Origin of the sequence: Roseovarius sp., from assembly GCF_965277045.1 — a bacterium.
GTDB lineage: Bacteria > Pseudomonadota > Alphaproteobacteria > Rhodobacterales > Rhodobacteraceae > Roseovarius.
The window spans coordinates 1,302,462-1,319,841 of the sequence record NZ_OZ255712.1; the positions used below are offsets into that span (position 1 = coordinate 1,302,462).

The following is a 17,380-nucleotide window of genomic DNA, read 5'->3' on the forward strand; positions in this document are numbered from 1 at the left end:
AGTGGAAGCCGAGTGCATGATCATCCACCTTGCGCGCGCCGAGGCGCGTTTGCCGCAGGTCGAAGCCATGATGCAGGCTGTCCCGCTTGCATGCCACGTCGTCAGCGCCGTCGACGGGCAGCAGATGAGCGAGGCCCACGCCGACGGCTATCGCCGCAAACTGATGCGGCCGACCTATCCCTTCACGATGCGCCCCTCGGAGATCGCCGCCTTTCACAGCCACCGCGCATGCTGGCAGAAGATCCTCGATGACGATCTGGAGGCCGCGCTTGTCCTCGAAGACGACCTGCACCTTCAGGAGGATGTTTTTCCCAGAGCTCTGGACCTCGCCCTGGCCAACATCCAGCCGGGGGATTTCATCCGGTTCCCCATTAAGCTGCGCGAGGAGCGGACAGAGGAAATCGCCACGTCGGACGAGATCGGGCTGCGTGTCCACGACCGGATCGCGCTTGGCATGGTCGCGCAACTGGTCACGCGCGACGCCGCTCGCGCTCTGCTCGCCGCGTCCGAGCGCTTTGACAGGCCAGTGGACAATTTCCTGCAGATGCAATGGGTGCACAATGTCCGCGTGGCGACGGTATGGCCGTCCGGCGTGCGCGAGATTTCCGCCGAGCTTGGCGGCAGCATGATCGGCCGCAAGGAGGGCCTGTTGCAAAAACTGCGCCGTGAAATCCTGCGGCCGCTTTACCGGCACAGGATCCGTGCCCTGGCAAGACAGCACTCGCATGCCTCGAAATGATGCCGAAGCGCGCGTGACGATTGTCACGGTCGCCTATAACAGCACCGAGGTCCTGCCCGACATGCTGGCCTCCGTGCCGCCTGCGACGCCCGTGGTGATCGTGGACAACGCGTCGGCGGACCGCGCAGAGTTGCACCGCCTCGTGGCGGCGCGGCGCGGGTCCACACGGCTTGTCGAGAACGCGCGCAACCTGGGCTTTGGCAGCGCCTGCAACCGGGGCGCAGAAGGCGCCGACACCGAATTCCTTCTGTTTCTCAACCCCGACACGACGCTGTGTTCCGACACGCTGCAAAAGCTGGTCGATGCGGCGGAGCGGCACCCCGATGCGGCAGGTTTCAATCCCCGGATCCTGGACCACGAGGGCAGGGCGGTCGTCAAACGCCGCAGCGACCTTGTGGATCGCGCCCAATGGCTGCCCAAGCGGGAGCTGACCGAGGACACGGTCGTCCCGGTCCTCTCGGGCGCCGCGCTTTTCGTGCGCCGGGCCGCGTTCGAGGCGATCGGCGGGTTCGACCCCGCGATCTTCCTGTTTTTCGAGGATGACGATCTCAGCCTGCGCCTGTCCCGATCCCAGGGCCGCCTGCTATTTGTCGCCGACGCCGCGGTGCACCACGCCGGGGGCGCTTCCTCGGGCGGGTCGGTGAAAGCCGAGCGGATCAAGAACTGGCACTGGGGATATTCCCAGATCTACACCGCGCGCAAACACGGGCTGCGGGCCAACTGCGCCGCGGCGGTGCTGAAGACTGCGCTGCGCACGCTGTCACCGGCAACCGTCGTCTCGGCCCGGCGCAGGCGGAAATATTCCGCGCGCTTTGCCGGGATGATCGCGGCGCTGCGCCGAACCGGCGGCTAAGCCGGACGTCTCAGGCGAGGTCCACGACCTGCCGGATGACATACTCGGTCTGCGCGTCGGTCTGGCCGGGGCACATGGGCAGGCTGATGACCTCGTTCGCCAGCCGCTCCGCCAGGGGAAAGGCGCCTTTCGCATAGCCAAGGTCGGCGTAGGCTTTCTGCAGGTGGGGCGGGATGGGATAGTGGATCACGGTCCCGATGCCGGCCTCGGACAGACGCGCCTGAAACCGATCCCTGTCGGGGTGGCGCAGCACGTAAAGGTGCCAGACCGGCTCGGCCCAGTTGGGCACGTAAGGAACGTGCAGCCCGGCGCGGGAAAAGGCATCGGTGTAGGCGCGTGCGATGGCGCGGCGGTTCTCCGTCCAGTCGTCCAGGACCCGCAGCTTGACCGCTAGCAGAGCGGCCTGCAGGGGATCAAGACGGCTGTTGAAGCCACGGATGTCGTTCTCGTATTTCCGTTCCGAGCCGTAATTCCGCAGCAACCTGACGGTCTGCGCCACATCGTCATCCGATGTGGTCAGCGCCCCGGCATCGCCCAGCGCGCCCAGGTTCTTGGTGGGATAAAAGCTCCACGCCGCTGTGCCATCGCTGCCCACACGGCGCGACTTGTAGCGCGCGCCATGCGCCTGCGCGGCGTCCTCCAGCACCTTCAGCCCGTGCGTTTCGGCCACCGCGTTCAGCGCGTCCATGTCGGCTGGCTGACCGTAGAGATGCACCGGCAGGATGGCCCTCGTGCGCCCGGTGACCGCAGCGGCGACGGCCTCGGGGTCGATGTTGTGCGTGTCCTCGACGGGGTCGACCGGCACCGGCACCGCGCCGCATTGACTGACGGCCAGCCAGGTCGCGATATAGGTGTTCGACGGCACGATCACCTCGTCGCCCGGCCCGATGCCCAGCGCGCGAAGCCCCAGGTGAAGCGCATCCAGCCCGTTGGCCGTCCCGATGCAGGCGCCGGCGCCGACATAGGCCGCGAAGGCGCTTTCGAACCGCTCCAGCTCCGGGCCCATGACATAGCTGCCGGAATGCGCGACACGCAGAAGTTCGCGATCCAGCTCGGCCTGAATCCCCGCCCGGGCCGCCGCAAGATCCAGGAAGGGGACGTTCACGCCGCCCCCACCGCTTTGAGAAATTCGTCGCGGTCGCGGATGTAGTCGTCCTCGTCATAGGGGCCAGACGCCAGAACCATGCAGACCGACCCGGAAGAGAAATTGTCCAGGTAGCGCCACATCATCGGGCAGACATAGATGCCGTAATAGGGACGGTTCAGCTGGAACCGTTTCTGTTCGAACCCGTCATCCAGAAGCAGATCGAAACTGCCCGACATCGAGATCACGAACTGGTGCAGGTCCTTGTGCGCGTGCTCGCCCCGGTCGGCGCCGCCGGGCACGTCGTAAAGATAGTAGACCCGCTTGATGTCGAACGGGATGTGATTGTGTCCCTCGACGAAGGTCAGGTTGCCCCGCGCGTCCGAAACCTTGGGTAAATCTATTAGGCGACAGTCACTTAGCGGCAAGGGATTACGACTCGCTTCTGCATTGGTCCATGTTTATAAACCGCGCAACGACGATTTGAAATAGCCGGGCACCGAAGAGAGACGGCCCGGACCACCGGGCACAGAAAGGTTTGGAATGTCAAAAGATATCCTGATCGTGGGAGCCGGCGAGTTCGCGGATATCGCCTATTAGTATTTCACCGTCGACAGCGACTACACTGTTGTCGGGTTCGCGGTGGAACGCGAGTACCTTGACGAAACCGTCAAGTTCGACCTGCCCGTGGTCCCGCTCGAAGACGCCCCGTCGCATTTCGATCCGGCCAGGACCGACGCCCATGTCGCGGTCACCTCGACCAAGCTCAACCGGATCCGCGCCCGCCTGATCGAGGCGACCAAAGTGCACGGATACCACCTTGCCAATTTCATCAGTCCGCGCGCGATGGTCTGGCGCACCGCCGAGCTGGGCCAGAACGTCTTTATCTTCGAGAACAACGTGGTGCAGCATGGCGTGAAGATCGAAGACGGCTGCGTGCTGTGGTCCGGCAACCATATCGGGCACCAGACACGCATCCGGGAAAACTGCTTTCTTTCCTCGCATGTCGTGGTTTCTGGCTATTGCGACATTGGCGCGCGCAGCTTTCTGGGCGTGAACGCGGCGCTGGCCGACAACGTCCACCTGGCCGAGGATTGCCTTGTCGGCATGGCCGCCGCCGTCACTAAGAGCTTTGACACACCGGGCCTGATCCTGAACGGCAATCCGGCCGAGGCCGCCAAGGTGTCCTCCTACCGCTACTACCGGATCAAGCCCTGATATGGCTTGGTTGAAACAGGGGCATATCTTCAGCCCCGACGGAACCCTCGACTGGGCGCAGCATTCCTTCATGACGCCATGCCCGTGGCTGCGCGACGAGGACACGATACGGATATTCGGCGGGATGCGCGACGCACACGGCATCAGCCGCATCGGCTGGGTCGATGTCGCCGCCGACGATCCCACCCGGGTCAAGGCCAGTTCCTCGGCCCCCGTGTTGGATCTCGGCGCACCGGGCATGTTCGACGACAATGGTCTTATCCTGGGCGATGTGATCGAGATCGCGCCGGACGAATTGCGGCTGTACTACGTGGGCTTTCAGCTGGTGGAAAAGGCGAAATTCCTGGCCTTCACCGGCCTCGCCATCAGCCGGGATCGCGGCGACAGTTTTCAAAGGGTCAGCGCGACGCCCGTACTTGATCGCTGCCCGGACGGGCCTTTCATAGGCGCGCTGCACTCCATCGCCCGCCTGCCGGATGGCCGCTTTCGCGCGTGGATCTCCCGTGGCAACGGATGGGAGGAGATCGGCGAGCGGCTGTATCCCCGTTACGATTGCTGGACGCTGACCAGCCCTGACGGCGTGAGCTTCGACAACGCGGCCGCCCAGCGCATCATCACGCCCTCGGGTGACGAATACCGCATCGGCCGCCCCCGTGCGACCCGGCTGGAGGACGGCACATGGGAACTGCGCGCGACCTCCGACACCCGCGCCAAGCAATATGCGGCCTTCCGTTTTACCTCGCCGGACGGCGTTGAATTCACCCGTACGGACGACGTCGAACTGCCGCTGGGGGCGCCCGGAAGCTGGGACAGCGACATGACCTGCTATCCCGCGCATATCAGGGCGCCGGACGGGGCACGGTATCTGATCTACAACGGCAACGACATGGGGCGCACAGGGGTCGGCCTGGCGAAGTGGCAGGCGGCATGAGCGGCGACATCGAAATCAAGCGCTACACGCCCGATCTTTCCGTTGCGTGGAACGATTTCGTCGCCGCCGCGACGAACGGCACGTTCCTGCACGACCGCCGCTTCATGGACTACCATTCCGACCGTTTCGACGATCATTCCCTGATCTTCGAAAGCGACGGCAAGACCATCGCGTGCCTGCCCGCGAACCGGGTGAACGACACGCTGCAATCCCATGGCGGCCTGACCTTCGGCGGCCTGCTGGTCAAGCCCTCGACCTCGGCCGCACAGGTGGTTCAGATCTTCGCCAGCTTGCGCGACGACCTTCTCAGACAGGGGATCGGGGCGCTGAACTACAAGCCCGTGCCGCATATATTCCACGCGCAACCCGCCGAGGCCGACATCTATGCGCTGTGCAACGCCGGCGCCCGGCAGATCCGCACCGACCTGAGCGCGGCCATCCCCCTGCGCCGCAAGCTGTCGTTCAGCAGCGGCCGCAAATACGGGGCCAAGAAGGCCGCCAAGGCGGGGCTGACAACCTCCGAGACCACCGATTTCGCCGCCTTCTGGGATATCCTGGGCGAGGTGCTTGGTCAGCGCCACGACGCACGGCCAACCCATTCGCTGGACGAGATCACGCGCCTCAACGCCACGTTTCCCAAGCGGATCCGCCTTTTTGCGGCCTTCGAGGACGCGCGCATGCTGGCCGGTGTCGTCCTCTTCGATTTCGGGCGAACCGTGCATTGCCAGTACATGGCCTCGTCCGGGGATGGGCGCGATCTCGGCGCGCTGGACCTGGTGGTGCAGTCCCTGGTCAACGACACTTTCGCGGACCGCGACTGGTTCAGCTTCGGCATCTCGACCACGGCCGAAGGCCGCGAGTTGAATGTCGGGCTGTCCCGTCAGAAGGAAATGTTCGGCGCGCGCAGCCTCGCTATTCCTCAATATCGGTGGGACCTCGGCTGAGGCGAGAGATCAGGCGTCAGGCCGCCGCCATGCGTTTCTTGCGCCGCCGTGTCTCGGACACGCCGCGCGAAATGGCCTGCAGCGGGTGACGGCCGAAATACGGTGCCAGGCCCGCCCAGCCTTTCTCGACAAAGGCGGCGCGTACCTCGCCATCGGCCACGCGGTCGGCCAGAAGTTTTGAAATCTCTTGATCGGCACCCAGCCCGAAGGTCTTTGCGTCGGCCGCGCGCTGACGATAGACGCAAGTGTTGCTTTCGATCTCGCGCAGGCGCTGCGTCCGGTAGCTTTCTGCGGTGAACCGCTGAGGTTTCGTGTTGGTCAGCCCCGATCCCATCCGGTATGTCAGCAACGCCTCGTCGATAAAATGCGCACGGCCTTCCAGAGCGGCCCGAAATCCGAGGATCAGGTCCTCGTAGGTATTGTCGAACATCATCGGCCCGTACTTGCGATACAACGACCGATGCCACGCGCAGGTGGCGCCAAGGTAGAGCGAGAGCGATTTCGCGGCGGCCAACGGGTCCGTGGTCGAGTAGAACGTCGCCTTGCGATAGAGCGCCGGGGCAGGGGCCCCGTCCAATGTGGTCACATCCGCATGCGAGAACACCAATAGCGGCTCGTGCGCCGCGAATGCCTCGAGGATCCGCCGGTTGCGGTGCGGATAATAGAGGTCGTCGCCGGCGGCGGCGATGATGATGTCCTCCCGGCACATCTCGAGACATTTCTTTAGATGCTCGTTGACGCCCAGGTTTGTCTCGTTGCGGTTCAGAACGACCTCGTGCGGCCCGTCATACCTGTCGACCACCTCTTTCATGCGCAGGAACGTATCATCGCGCGAGGCGTCGTCCGACAGAACGATCTGCATCGGCGCGCAGTCCTGCTGCAGCGCGGATTGCACCGTTTCGGCGACGTGGTCCTGCTGTTGATAGGTCAAGAGAAGGCATGTGGCCTTCGGCGGCGTTGGCATCGGTCGGCCCGGGCTCAAGTTGGGAAAGTCACCTCGAACCGCGTAGCAGATGACATCCCTCCCATCAACGCCCTGCGCCCCGGTTCGTGCAATTGCCGTCGCGCGATCCGGCGCACGGATCTGTCCGCCCGCTGCCGTGCCCGGCTCAGATCAGCGCGTCGATCATCGCGCGGGTCGAGGCAAGACACTCTGCCGGGGTCATGCGCGTGGGTTGCAGGTGCAGATTCTGCCAGAACCCGTCGGTCAGCGTGTCGATCCACTGCGCCACTCGGTGCACCTCTTCCTCGGGCGCGTCGGTCATCAGCGCGGCGCAGGCTTCGCGTATCGCCGCCACGCGGTCACGGTCGAACTCGCGGCAAACTTCGGCATATTGCGGCACGAATGTCTGCTCCCCCCAGAACGCGAACCAGAGCGAGAGCGATTCCGCCGAGCACACATCTTCCGAGAAATCCGCCGTGATCAGCGCCATCAGGCGGTCCATGGGGTCCGGGCCCGCCTGTTCCAGCGCGGCGCGCCACGTGTCGTCGTAGAACTCGTAATGCGCCCGCAGGGTCTCGACCAGCAGGCCGTTCTTGGACTTGAAGTAAAACACCGCGACCCCCTGCGACAGCCCGGCCTCCGCCGCCACCGTGGCCAGCGTCGTCTTGGCCAGCCCGTGCTCGATGATCGAGCGCCGCGTCGCCTCCAGCAATTGCCGCCGGCGCTTGTCCGCGTTCGCCTTGCGCTCCTTGCGTGGCTTTTCGGTGCTTTTCGTCGTGTCTTGCGTCAATCCCGTTCCTCCGCAGGGTGGTGCCGTTTTTTCCATACCGGCACGGCAATGTCATTCTAATTGTTTTTGTTTGAGCGCTCAAAAAAACTTTACGCCAAATCGCCACTTCGCTATGACTGTTGCCAAGGCTCAGGAAAGCGGCGCATGACCGTGGACACACCTGACGCGATCTTCGCCGGGGCGGGCCATGACGGCCCGACCGCGCCCGCGCGACACCGCCCGGGGCGTTCTGACGACTTAGGAGAGCACGACATGACAACGCTTCCCCGCAACATGACCAACGGCACTTCGCCGGACCTTCTGAACGAATGGGACCGCAATCACCAGATCCACCCCTGGGCGGCCATGGATGCTTGGCAGGAGAGCGACTATCACCCGATCGAAAGCGCCGAGGGCATTTATCTGTGGGATGCCGACGGCAAGCGCTACATTGACGGGCCGGGCGGCATGTGGTGCGTCAATATCGGCTATGGCCGCAAGGACATGGCGGCGGCGATCGCCGAACAGGTGGTGCGGCTGCCCTATACCTCGCCCTGGACCACGACGACCGATCCCTCGACGATCCTCGCCAAGAAAATCGCCGATCTGGCGCCCGGTGACCTGAACAACGTCTTCTTCACCACCGGCGGATCGACCGCCGTGGACACCGCCCTGCGCACGATGCATTTCATGAACAATGCCTTGGGGCGGCCCGACAAGAAGATCGTCATCGCCCGTGAGAAAGGCTATCACGGCTCGACCTACCTTGCGTCCACCGTGACCGGTAAGGAACGCGACAAGAGCCGCTTTGACGTGGAAAAGCGCCTCGTGCGGTTTTTGCCCGATGTGAACCCGTACAAGCGCCCCGACGGCATGAGCGTCGAGGACTGGTGCGATGCCAAGGTTGCGGATCTTGAAGACATGATTGCCGAGGTCGGCCCCGACAAGATCGGCGCCTTCATCGCCGAGCCGATCCTTTGTTCAGGCGGAGTCATCATTCCGCCCGAGGGCTATCACAAGCGCACGCTCGAGATCTGCCGCAAGCACGACATTCTCTACATCTCGGACGAGGTCGTCACCGCCTTCGGGCGGCTGGGCCACTGGTTTGCGTCGGAGGACGTGTTCGGGATCGTGCCCGACATCATCACCTGCGCCAAGGGGCTGACCTCGGGCTATTTGCCGCTCGGGGCCTGCATCATCTCGGACCGCGTGATGGAACGGATGACCGGGCCGGAAGAAAATGTCCTGTTTTCCAACGGTTACACCTATTCGGCGCATCCGGTCTGCTGTGTCGCGGCGCTGAAGAACATCGAGATCATGGAAGAGGAGCGGATCCTCGAACATACCCGCGCGATCACGCCGAAATTCCAGGCCCGCCTGCGGGCACTGGAGAAGTTCCCCATCGTCGGCGACCTGCGCGGCATGGGCCTTCTGGGCTGCATCGAGGGGCGGCCCGACACGCCCGGCACGTCACTCGCGGCCGAACGCAAGCTGGGCGCGCTGCTGGACGAGGCCTGCGAAAAGCGCGGCCTCCTGGTGCGGCCCCTGATCAACATGGCGGTCTTCTCGCCCCCGCTGATCATCACCGAGGCGCAGGTGGACGAAATGTTCGACCTGCTGGAAGACGCTTTGGAAGAGGTGACCGCGCAGATGGCCACGGACTGACGCGCGGCGCGCTGGTTGGTACGCATATTATTTGAGCGCTCAAAGAAATCTTGTATCGGTCTCCTTTCCCCCGTAGCCTTCGCAGCCAGAAGCCCGCCGCATCCGTGCCGGACGGGCCGGTACAATAAGAAACAGGGAGAAATGGATGATCATGTCACGACTGAAGCTTACCGCGCTCGCAGGCGCCGCCGCGCTGATGACCACGACAGCCATGGCGCAGGACGCCGAGCTGACGGTGTTCGATTGGGCCGGCTACGAGGATCCCGAGTTCTATACCGCCTATACCGAAGAACACGGCGCGCCGCCCACCTTCGCCTTCTTCGGCGACGAGGAGGAAGCGTTCCAGAAACTGCGCTCGGGCTTCAAGGCGGATGCCGCGCACCCCTGTTCGCAGTCGGTGCCGAAATGGATGGAGGCGGGCCTGCTGGAGCCGCTCGATACCTCGCGCATCGACCGCTGGGATGACCTCAACGAGGAATTCCGCGAGATCGAAGCCTACAAGAAGGACGGCGAATACTATTTCGTCCCGATGGACTGGGGCAACACGGCGCTGACCTACAACACCGACAAGCTGACCGAGGAACAGGTCAGTTCGCTGCAGATCTTCGCCGACCCGTCGATGATGGGCAAGGTGTCGATTGGCGACAGCGTCGATGACGCCTATGCGCTCGGCTTCCTGGCCACGGGCGTGCAGGACTGGACCACCGCCACGGACGAGGATTTCCAGAACGCCTCCGACTTCCTGCGCAAGGTGCACCAGAACGTGCTCTCCTACTGGGACAGCTCGTCGTCGCTGGCCCAACTGATGCAGTCGGGCCAGGTCGAACTGGCCTGGGCCTGGAACGAAACCTCGGCGACCATGAGCGGCGAGGGCCATCCCATCGCGATGAAACGCGACACCGAGGAAGGCGCGTCAAGCTGGGTCTGCGGCTACGTCAAGCTGAAGGATGGCGAAGGGTCGGACGACAAGTTCTACGACTTCATCAACGCATGGCTGGAGCCGAAGACCGCCGATTACATCGTCAACGCCTGGGGCTACGGTCATTCCAACGCCGCGCAGATGGCGGAAATGGACCAGGAAATGCTCAAATCTGTCGGGCTCGACAGCAACGAGTCCCTGCGTGAAAACACCCTGTGGCAGGCGCCTCCGGGATCGGAAATGCGCGAGAAGATGATCGCGGAATTCGAGAACATCAAGGCCGGGTTCTGACCCCGATACCTATCCGGAAAAAAGACCGCCGCAGCCAACCGGGTGCGGCGGTTTTGTATCTTAGTGCAAGCCGTCCGTGTCAGCCGGGCTTTTGCGCCAGCAGGTGATGCGGGCAATGCTCGCCGGTTTCCAGGACCTTGATCATCGCGCCCCATGTCTCGATGGAAGACGCGATCAGGTCCGCGCCATGCGCCTTTTCCCAGTCGGGCCGCTTCGGACCGGAAAAACTGGCCAGTTCCTCCCGCGCCAGCGACAGGTACCAACGGTTGCGGTTGGTCAGCGCGATGTGCCGGAACCCCGCATCGGCCAGCGCCTTTTCGTACCGCGCCGGAGAAGCCATGGCGAAATCCAGATCCTCCAGCGCGATATAGGCCGCCATCTCGGGCGAGGGCGCGTCGTCATGGGACATCAGCCAATCCGAGGCGGCGAACCAGCCGCCGGGTTTGAGGATGCGAAAGACGTCGGCGGCCAGCGTTTCCTTGTCCGGAATGTGAATGATCGAGTCCTTGGAAAACACCACGTCGAACGTCGCGTCGTCAAAGGGCAGGGGGCCGGGGTCGACCAGCTCTATCGCGATCCGGTCGCTCAGCCCCGCCGCCTCGACCCGCCGTCGCGCCGCCGCGCAGACGGGCACTTCGACGTCGATGCCGGTGACATGCGCCGCGCCATGATCACGTATCAGCGAGATGGCGATGGCGCCGGAGCCGCTGCCGATATCCAGCATCCGGGCGCCCGCGACCGGCGCGTGCTCGACCACGCGCGCTACTTCCTCCGGCCCGCCGGGGGACAGGTATCCCTCGCCCCACAACGCCTCGAGCAACGCAATGTGGCGGTCATCGTAATTCAGGTCGGTCATGTCCGGGCCTCGTGTTGTCGCAGGGTGGTCTGATAGGCGTCGATGAAGCGCGCGACATAGCCCTCCATCGGCACCAGCGGGCCAGGCACGTAGTGCCGCGATGCCACGCCGCGCGCGTTGTCCTCGACGATGCGCTTGTCGGCCTTCGTGGTCACGTCCCACAGCCATGTCAGGCGATCCAGGTCATAGTCGCGGCCCTCCCGCGCGTCGGCATGGACCATCCAGATGATCTCCTGCGCGCAGGTGTCCGCGTCGATGGGCAGAAACCGATACAGCACCGCGTGATCGCAATAGAGCAGCATCGGGTTGAGCAGCCCCACGTAGACATCCGACGCGCCGCCGTCATGGCCGCCGATCTGCCCCAGCAGGGGCGCAAGCGGTCTGCCATCCTCGCTTCCGGTCAGGAACCCGTCGTAAAGGGCATAGCGATTATAGGCGAAATCGACACCGGGCGCGGGCGCGTGCTTGCCGACGCAGTCGATGAAATCCGTGGGCACGTTGCAGGCCGCCGAGCGCGCCGCCATCGCCTCGTTCAGCGGGGTGATGCGCTCGTCGGACAAATGCGCGACATGGCTGCGCGAAAATTCCGGATGCGCCGGGGTGCAATGGTAACACTCGTTGTAATTTTCCAGCAGCAGCTTCCAGTTGGCCGCGACCGGATAGGTCTCGCGATGCGCGATCCTGGTGTTCGCCAGGTCGAACGGTGCCAGGCAGGGCGTCAGCGCCTTTCGGATCGGCGCGAAATCCGGCGGATCGTCGGCCAGCGAGACATAGATCAGCCCCTCCAGTATCTCGACCGCAACCGGGAAAAGCCCCAGCGCGTCCCTGTCGTGATGCTCTTCCAGCATCCGCGCGCTGAACAGGCTGCCATCCAGGTTGAAGACCCACGCATGATAGGGGCAGGTCAGACGCCGCACGTTCCCCCGCGGCTCGATGCACAGGCGCGAGCCCCGGTGCCGGCAGACATTGGCAAAACCCCGCACGTCGCCGGCGTGGTCGCGGCACAGGATCACACTGTCCTTCAGGATGTCGCACAGAAAATAGTCGCCGGGCTCCGGTATTTCCGAGACATGCCCCGCCAGCATCCACTCGCGCCCGAATATCGCGCGGCGGTCCGCCTCGAACACGGCGGTCGAGGTATAGAACGCCTGCGCCATCGCGTGGCCGTCTCGCTGCGCGTCGATCAGGTCGGACACGTGCATGGCTTCAGTCTCCGAAGACCACGATCGATTCCGCCCCCCAGCCGACCGTGACCGGGCTGCCGGGCGGCACCACCGACCGGCCCGCCGTGTTGCGCATCGAGATGCTTAGCGGCGCGTCCCGGCCGGGCAGGCGCACCTTGTAATAGGTCATGTCTCCGTAATACTCGGTATCGACCACTTCGCCCTCGACCTTGTTCTGTGACCAGTCGTTCTGGTCGAACAGCACCGTCAGCATCTCGGGCCGGACGCCGACGGTGCTGATGCTTTCGGGGCTGATGTCGTCGCCCAACCTCTCGCGCGGCAGGTCGATCTTGCCCAGGGCGTCCATGTCCAGCGTGACGTGAGTGTCGGTCTGATCGGTCACCTCGGCAGACAGGAAGTTCATCACGCCGATGAAGGATGCGACCCGCTTGTTGACCGGGCGCCGGTACAGGCCCTCGGGCGTATCAAGCTGTTCGATCTGCCCCTCGAACATCACCGCGATCCGGTCGGACATGATCAGCGCTTCCTCCTGATCGTGGGTGACAAGGATGAAGGTGATCCCGATCGATCGTTGCAGGCTGCGCAGCTCCACCTGCATCTGGTCGCGGAGCTTCTTGTCCAGAGCCGACAACGGCTCGTCCAGCAGGATCACCTTGGGTTTCATCACCAGCGCGCGGGCCAGCGCCACGCGTTGCCGCTGGCCGCCCGACAGCTCATGCGCCTTGCGCTTGCCGTAGCCTTCCATGTCCACCAGCGACAGCACTTCGGCCACCTCTCGGGCGATGTCCTTTTTCGGCATCTTCCGCGTCTTCAGGCCATAGCCCACATTTTCCTCCACGTTTAGGTGGGGGAAAATCGCGTAGCTCTGGAACACCATGTTGGTGGGCCGGTCGTTGGCCGGGATGTCCGCCATGTTCTTGCCGTCGATGGCGATGGTGCCGCTGGTGGTGGGCTCGAACCCCGCAATCGTGCGCAACAGGGTCGTCTTGCCGCAGCCCGACGGGCCCAGCAGGGAAAAGAACTCGCCCTCGCGGATATCGGCGGTGATGCCGTGCAGCGCGGTGAAGCTGCCGAATTTCTTGACCACGTCGCGGATTTCGATCATCGGCGTCTTGTCGTCTTGCATGTCACTCTTTCCGCTCATGGTTCAAACCCCGGCCAGCGTGGTCTCGACGCCCTGCCGGCTGGCACTGCGCCGGCGCAGTGCCTCGGCGGCGATCAGCAGCAGGACCGAAACGGCCAGCAGGATCGTTCCCAGCGCCATGACCGACGGCAGCTTGGCCGGAAAGCGCAGCTGGCTCCAGATATAGACCGGCAGGGTCACGTCCGTTCCGGTCAGGAAGAAGGCGATGATGAACTCGTCGAGGCTGATCGTGAAGGTGATCAGCAGGCTGGATATCACGCCCGGCAGCACCAGCGGCAGCGTCACGCGCCGGAATGTGCCCCAGCGCGACTCGCCCAGATCGAACGAGGCTTCCTCCAACTCGCGGTCGAGGCCCCGGAAGGCCGAGCTGAGGATGGCGATGGAAAAGGGCGTGCAGATCAGCACGTGCCCCGCCACCACCGTCCACAGCGACAGCGGCATGCCCAGCTGGTTCAGCATCACCAAGAGCGCCACCGCCACGATGATCTCGGGCAGCACCAGCGGCAGCATGATCAGCCCGACGATCCCGGTCTTGCCGGGAAACATGAACCGAGCCGAGGCGCGGGCCGCGAAGGCGCCCAGAAGCGTGCTCAAGACAGCCGTGGTCAGCCCCACGATCATCGAATTGCCCAGCGCGGTGTGCAGCGTGTCGGTGTGCCATAGCCCCACGAACCATTCGGTCGTAAAGCCCGAAAGGGGGAAGGCGATGATCGTCGAGGTGTTGAACGCAAAGAGCGGCAACAGAATGACCGGCGCATAGAGAAAGATCATGTAGACCACGGCGTAGATCGTCAGCCACTTGACCGAGAGCCATTTCATCGCACGCGTCCTCCGAGTTTCTTGCCGGCAAAGAAGATGCCCGCGCTGATCAGCCCGATCACCACCATCGCCGAGACTGCCAGCGCCGCGCCCAGCGGCGCGTTGTTGGCCTTGCCGAACTGGATCTGGATCATGTTCGAGATCATCAGCCCGTCGGTGCCGCCCACCAGACGGGGCGTGATGAAATCGCCCACCGTCGGGATCAGCACGATCAGGGTCGAGGCCACGATGCCCGGCATGGCCAGCGGTAGGGTGATGCGGAAGAACCGCCGCACCGGGCTGTCGCCAAGGTCGGTCGCCGCCTCCAGCAGGGAGCGGTCGATCTTCTCCAGCGCCACGAAGATGGGCAGGATCGCGAACGGCGCCCAAGCGTGGGCCAGCGTAATCACCACAGCGTTAAGGTTATACAGGATAAAGGTCAGCGGTTCCTCGATGAACCCCAGGCCCATCAGCGTGGTGTTGAAGACGCCGTTATAGCCCAGGATCACCTTCCACAGGAACACCCGCAGCAGATAGCTTGTCCAGAACGGGACCGTGATCAGGAACAGCCACAGCGCCTTGCGCTTCTTGACGTGGAAGGACAGGTAATAGGCGATCGGGAAGGCCAGCAGCACCGTCACCACCGTCACGATCAGCGAGATCTTCAGCGAGCGCCACATTAGCACCTGGTACAGCGGCTGCGTCCACGCCTCGCGGTAATTGTCCAGCGTCAGCGTCGTGTCGATCGTCAGGTAGTCCTGCGTCCAAAAGCTGAAGGTGACGACCATCAACAGCGGCGCGGCCAGCATCACCAGCACATAGCCGAATGTGGGGCTGATCAGCTTGAGGCCCTGTCCCGCCTCTCGGTCAAAGCGCCACGCCATCAGGTTGCGCCTCTGCCGGAGACGGGTCCGGTACTCATTCGGCGGCGACTTTCTGCGCCAGCAACTCGGCGTTGCGCGCGGCCACCGTGCCCTTGGGCGGCTCGTCCTCGTTCAGCACCGGGAACAGTTCGCGCAGGCAGTCGTGATAGCTGCGCACGGTGTTCTCGAGGTCCGAGAGGATCACGCCGTCATAGCCGCTGGAAAACGCCGCTTCCCAGGACCAGCGCACCAGTTCCTCGTCCTCTTCCGAGGTCAGCCTGTCGATCCGGCTGCTGAGATAGCGCGACAGCCGCATCCGGCGGTCTTCGGTGCCCAGCCTGTACGTCGTTCCGCGCTGCATGGTCCTGCCATACTCCACCGGGAATTCCTGGTAGAATTTGACACAATCGGGGTAAATGCCAAGTACGCAATTCGGGAAAATGCCGATATAGAGCCAGGCCTTGGCATGGCTCTCGTCCAGCTTTGGCGGCGCCTGCAATATGGACGTGTAGGCGCGCACGCTCCACAGGCGGTGGTTCGCCTCGCGGAACTCGGAATAGGACCGCGACGCGCCGTCCTCGAAATCCTCGTCATAATAGTTGGACCCGAAAAGATCCTGCAGGCCGGGATGGGCCATCGGCACGTGATAACCTTCATTGTCCACATCGCGGATGCATTTCCAGTTCACCTCCGCCACGTCGGCATAAAAACCTTCGCCCGAGGGCATGAGACCTTCAAGGTCGTACTGGTCGATCTCGTCGTCGAAGCGCGACAGCACCTCTGATATCGCCGGCTGCGGGCCGGGGCGGAACCGCACGAAGACGAACCCCCGCCACAGGTCCAGCTCTATCGCCTTCAGGCCAAAGGCGACAGGATCCAGCTCGGGCAGGGTGTCGGGCTGCGCCGCCCCGCGCAGCGTGCCGTCCAGGTTGTAGACCCAGCCGTGGAAGGGGCAGATGATCGCGTTCTTGCAATTGCCCTGTTCGCCGGCCACTACCCGCGATCCGCGATGCCGGCACAGGTTGTGAAAGGCCCGCAGCTCGCCATCCTTCCCACGGATCACCAGCGCGCGTTCCCCCACGCAGTCCAGCGTGACGAAATCGCCGGGCTCGGGCAGGTCGTTGGCATGGCAGACCAGCTGCCAATGCGAGCGGAACAGCAGGTCCTTTTCCATCTCCAGCATCTCGGTGTTGAAGTAACTCCAAGCGGGCAGTCCCTTGCGGTCATGGTCGTTGGGCAGGTCTATGGCCTGTGTGGCAGGGGGTGTCATGGCTAACTCCAGGTTGGTCGGTGCGCACACCTTATCAAGTTTTATTGAGCGCTCAAATAAATTAATTCTGAACCAGCAGAGAGCCTTGGCTTTCCCGTGGACTTGCTGCTGGTTTCCGACCTGCCGGGCCGGCCGCGTCATATTAGTGGCCGAATTCCCGCAGTTCGCGTGTCGTCGAGCGCCCCGGCGTCACCGGCGGCAGGGCCGGTCTGCGATCCCCCGCGGCGGGTCCGCAGGCCCGCGCGCCATGCAATCGGTCGCTCGGCCGGGGGCGGTTCAATCCCGAAACGCGACGATTCGGGCAAAATGTGGCGCGATCGTTTCCGGTTCGGAACAAAAGGCCTGAAACGATGCCGATTGACGCAGGGTCAGCCAACAGCCGAATTTGACCGCCATCCAACTACCGCCACATTCAAAACGATTTTGATTTCGGGGTGGCTCGGAAACAATTTTCAGCTTCAGGTTGAAATGTGACAAGATCACAGGGCGTAAACCCCATGTTTTCTTGGTCCCACGCAAAAACGGCCTCGAATGCGCACGGAAACAATCGCCAGGCGTGCAGCTTTGCGGCTGCCATAATCCACGCATTTAAAAGGCAATTTCGTAAACTGCATCGACAGTTTTCTGACAAATTTCACTTTGTGTGATCCGGGCAATCCCGTACAACGAGTTCAGCCCAACTGGGGGGCGATGTCTGTAGGTCACGGGGGCGACCGCACGAGACGCACCATCATTCCGGTGCGTGGAAGATGCGATCGTCGGGTTGCTTTGGCGGCTGGCCGAGAGCGAATGGATGCGACGTGCGAACGTCGCGCCATTCCCGCGATATTGTGGGTCTTTCCCTCCTGAAATGAGGTTCGTGCAGGTTGCCCTCTGACCGTCACATCGTCGGCAGTGGGTCTTGGTTAT

The 17,380-nt window shown here is 63.5% G+C and carries 17 protein-coding genes; 7 read left to right on the top strand and 10 right to left on the bottom strand.

The window, feature by feature from the left end; translation table 11 throughout:
* Window positions 1-16: 16 nt before the first annotated feature.
* Window positions 17-739, top strand: a complete 723-nt coding sequence (locus tag ACQY4V_RS06420) for a glycosyltransferase family 25 protein (RefSeq protein ID WP_428516032.1) — start codon at window positions 17-19, stop codon at window positions 737-739.
* Complete coding sequence (locus ACQY4V_RS06425) at window positions 726-1,592, top strand: glycosyltransferase family 2 protein (RefSeq protein ID WP_428516033.1); 867 nt, start codon at window positions 726-728, stop codon at window positions 1,590-1,592. Before ACQY4V_RS06420 ends, ACQY4V_RS06425 begins: the two co-directional genes overlap by 14 nt.
* A 10-nt stretch (window positions 1,593-1,602) precedes the next feature.
* Here ACQY4V_RS06425 and ACQY4V_RS06430 read toward each other — a convergent pair whose 3' ends face one another.
* Both ACQY4V_RS06430 and ACQY4V_RS06435 read right to left on the bottom strand, forming a co-directional pair.
* Window positions 1,603-2,697, bottom strand: a complete 1,095-nt coding sequence (locus ACQY4V_RS06430) for a DegT/DnrJ/EryC1/StrS family aminotransferase (protein WP_428516034.1) — start codon at window positions 2,695-2,697, stop codon at window positions 1,603-1,605.
* Complete coding sequence (locus ACQY4V_RS06435; RefSeq protein ID WP_428516035.1) at window positions 2,694-3,104, bottom strand: sugar 3,4-ketoisomerase; 411 nt, start codon at window positions 3,102-3,104, stop codon at window positions 2,694-2,696. Before ACQY4V_RS06435 ends, ACQY4V_RS06430 begins: the two co-directional genes overlap by 4 nt.
* A gap of 214 nt (window positions 3,105-3,318) precedes the next feature.
* Between ACQY4V_RS06435 and ACQY4V_RS06440 the strand changes: the two genes are divergently transcribed.
* From ACQY4V_RS06440 to ACQY4V_RS06450, 3 genes are read left to right on the top strand one after another with little or no spacing between them, the layout of a single operon-like run.
* Entirely contained in the window at window positions 3,319-3,894 is a 576-nt protein-coding gene (locus tag ACQY4V_RS06440) for an acetyltransferase (RefSeq protein ID WP_428516036.1), read from the top strand.
* Between the two features lies 1 nt (window position 3,895).
* Window positions 3,896-4,825, top strand: coding sequence for a hypothetical protein (locus ACQY4V_RS06445; protein ID WP_428516037.1), 930 nt, complete (start codon window positions 3,896-3,898; stop codon window positions 4,823-4,825).
* Window positions 4,822-5,769: a GNAT family N-acetyltransferase gene (locus ACQY4V_RS06450; protein ID WP_428516038.1), complete on the top strand. Its 948-nt coding sequence runs from the start codon at window positions 4,822-4,824 to the stop codon at window positions 5,767-5,769. Before ACQY4V_RS06445 ends, ACQY4V_RS06450 begins: the two co-directional genes overlap by 4 nt.
* Before the next feature lie 16 nt (window positions 5,770-5,785).
* Here ACQY4V_RS06450 and ACQY4V_RS06455 read toward each other — a convergent pair whose 3' ends face one another.
* Both ACQY4V_RS06455 and ACQY4V_RS06460 read right to left on the bottom strand, forming a co-directional pair.
* Window positions 5,786-6,700, bottom strand: coding sequence for a glycosyltransferase (locus ACQY4V_RS06455; protein ID WP_428516039.1), 915 nt, complete (start codon window positions 6,698-6,700; stop codon window positions 5,786-5,788).
* A 178-nt stretch (window positions 6,701-6,878) separates the two neighbouring features.
* A complete protein-coding gene (locus ACQY4V_RS06460; protein ID WP_428516040.1) occupies window positions 6,879-7,502 on the bottom strand; it encodes a TetR family transcriptional regulator C-terminal domain-containing protein in 624 nt (207 codons plus the stop codon).
* Window positions 7,503-7,754: 252 nt separating this feature from the next.
* On the opposite strand from ACQY4V_RS06460, the gene ACQY4V_RS06465 reads away from it, so the two are divergent.
* Both ACQY4V_RS06465 and ACQY4V_RS06470 read left to right on the top strand, forming a co-directional pair.
* Window positions 7,755-9,146, top strand: coding sequence for an aminotransferase (locus ACQY4V_RS06465; protein ID WP_428516041.1), 1,392 nt, complete (start codon window positions 7,755-7,757; stop codon window positions 9,144-9,146).
* Between the two features lie 151 nt (window positions 9,147-9,297).
* Complete coding sequence (locus ACQY4V_RS06470; protein ID WP_428516042.1) at window positions 9,298-10,356, top strand: extracellular solute-binding protein; 1,059 nt, start codon at window positions 9,298-9,300, stop codon at window positions 10,354-10,356.
* 79 nt (window positions 10,357-10,435) lie between these two features.
* On the opposite strand, the gene ACQY4V_RS06475 is transcribed toward ACQY4V_RS06470, so the two are convergent.
* Genes ACQY4V_RS06475 through ACQY4V_RS06500 form a run of 6 tightly spaced genes read right to left on the bottom strand, consistent with a single transcriptional unit; the run spans window position 10,436 to window position 16,471 of the window.
* Window positions 10,436-11,212 (bottom strand): methyltransferase domain-containing protein, encoded by a 777-nt coding sequence (locus ACQY4V_RS06475; protein WP_428516043.1) that lies wholly within the window; start codon window positions 11,210-11,212, stop codon window positions 10,436-10,438.
* Complete coding sequence (locus tag ACQY4V_RS06480; protein WP_428516044.1) at window positions 11,209-12,414, bottom strand: aromatic ring-hydroxylating oxygenase subunit alpha; 1,206 nt, start codon at window positions 12,412-12,414, stop codon at window positions 11,209-11,211. The genes ACQY4V_RS06475 and ACQY4V_RS06480 overlap by 4 nt, the downstream gene beginning before the upstream one ends.
* A gap of 4 nt (window positions 12,415-12,418) precedes the next feature.
* Window positions 12,419-13,540: an ABC transporter ATP-binding protein gene (locus ACQY4V_RS06485; RefSeq protein ID WP_428516045.1), complete on the bottom strand. Its 1,122-nt coding sequence runs from the start codon at window positions 13,538-13,540 to the stop codon at window positions 12,419-12,421.
* A gap of 3 nt (window positions 13,541-13,543) precedes the next feature.
* Entirely contained in the window at window positions 13,544-14,359 is an 816-nt protein-coding gene (locus tag ACQY4V_RS06490; protein WP_428516046.1) for an ABC transporter permease, read from the bottom strand.
* Entirely contained in the window at window positions 14,356-15,222 is an 867-nt protein-coding gene (locus ACQY4V_RS06495) for an ABC transporter permease (RefSeq protein ID WP_428516047.1), read from the bottom strand. Before ACQY4V_RS06495 ends, ACQY4V_RS06490 begins: the two co-directional genes overlap by 4 nt.
* A gap of 34 nt (window positions 15,223-15,256) precedes the next feature.
* Complete coding sequence (locus tag ACQY4V_RS06500; protein WP_428516048.1) at window positions 15,257-16,471, bottom strand: aromatic ring-hydroxylating oxygenase subunit alpha; 1,215 nt, start codon at window positions 16,469-16,471, stop codon at window positions 15,257-15,259.
* Window positions 16,472-17,380: the final 909 nt, after the last annotated feature.

What these genes read in the sequence shown, in the direction of transcription:
- ACQY4V_RS06420 (WP_428516032.1), top strand. Translation starts at nt 17, where the DNA reads ATGATCATCCACCTTGCGCGCGCCGAGGCGCGTTTGCCGCAGGTCGAA.
- ACQY4V_RS06425 (WP_428516033.1), top strand. Translation starts at nt 726, where the DNA reads ATGCCTCGAAATGATGCCGAAGCGCGCGTGACGATTGTCACGGTCGCC.
- ACQY4V_RS06445 (WP_428516037.1), top strand. Translation starts at nt 3,896, where the DNA reads ATGGCTTGGTTGAAACAGGGGCATATCTTCAGCCCCGACGGAACCCTC.
- ACQY4V_RS06450 (WP_428516038.1), top strand. Translation starts at nt 4,822, where the DNA reads ATGAGCGGCGACATCGAAATCAAGCGCTACACGCCCGATCTTTCCGTT.
- ACQY4V_RS06465 (WP_428516041.1), top strand. Translation starts at nt 7,755, where the DNA reads ATGACAACGCTTCCCCGCAACATGACCAACGGCACTTCGCCGGACCTT.
- ACQY4V_RS06470 (WP_428516042.1), top strand. Translation starts at nt 9,298, where the DNA reads ATGTCACGACTGAAGCTTACCGCGCTCGCAGGCGCCGCCGCGCTGATG.
- ACQY4V_RS06475 (WP_428516043.1), bottom strand. Translation starts at nt 11,212, where the DNA reads ATGACCGACCTGAATTACGATGACCGCCACATTGCGTTGCTCGAGGCG.
- ACQY4V_RS06480 (WP_428516044.1), bottom strand. Translation starts at nt 12,414, where the DNA reads ATGCACGTGTCCGACCTGATCGACGCGCAGCGAGACGGCCACGCGATG.
- ACQY4V_RS06485 (WP_428516045.1), bottom strand. Translation starts at nt 13,540, where the DNA reads ATGAGCGGAAAGAGTGACATGCAAGACGACAAGACGCCGATGATCGAA.
- ACQY4V_RS06490 (WP_428516046.1), bottom strand. Translation starts at nt 14,359, where the DNA reads ATGAAATGGCTCTCGGTCAAGTGGCTGACGATCTACGCCGTGGTCTAC.
- ACQY4V_RS06495 (WP_428516047.1), bottom strand. Translation starts at nt 15,222, where the DNA reads ATGGCGTGGCGCTTTGACCGAGAGGCGGGACAGGGCCTCAAGCTGATC.
- ACQY4V_RS06500 (WP_428516048.1), bottom strand. Translation starts at nt 16,471, where the DNA reads ATGACACCCCCTGCCACACAGGCCATAGACCTGCCCAACGACCATGAC.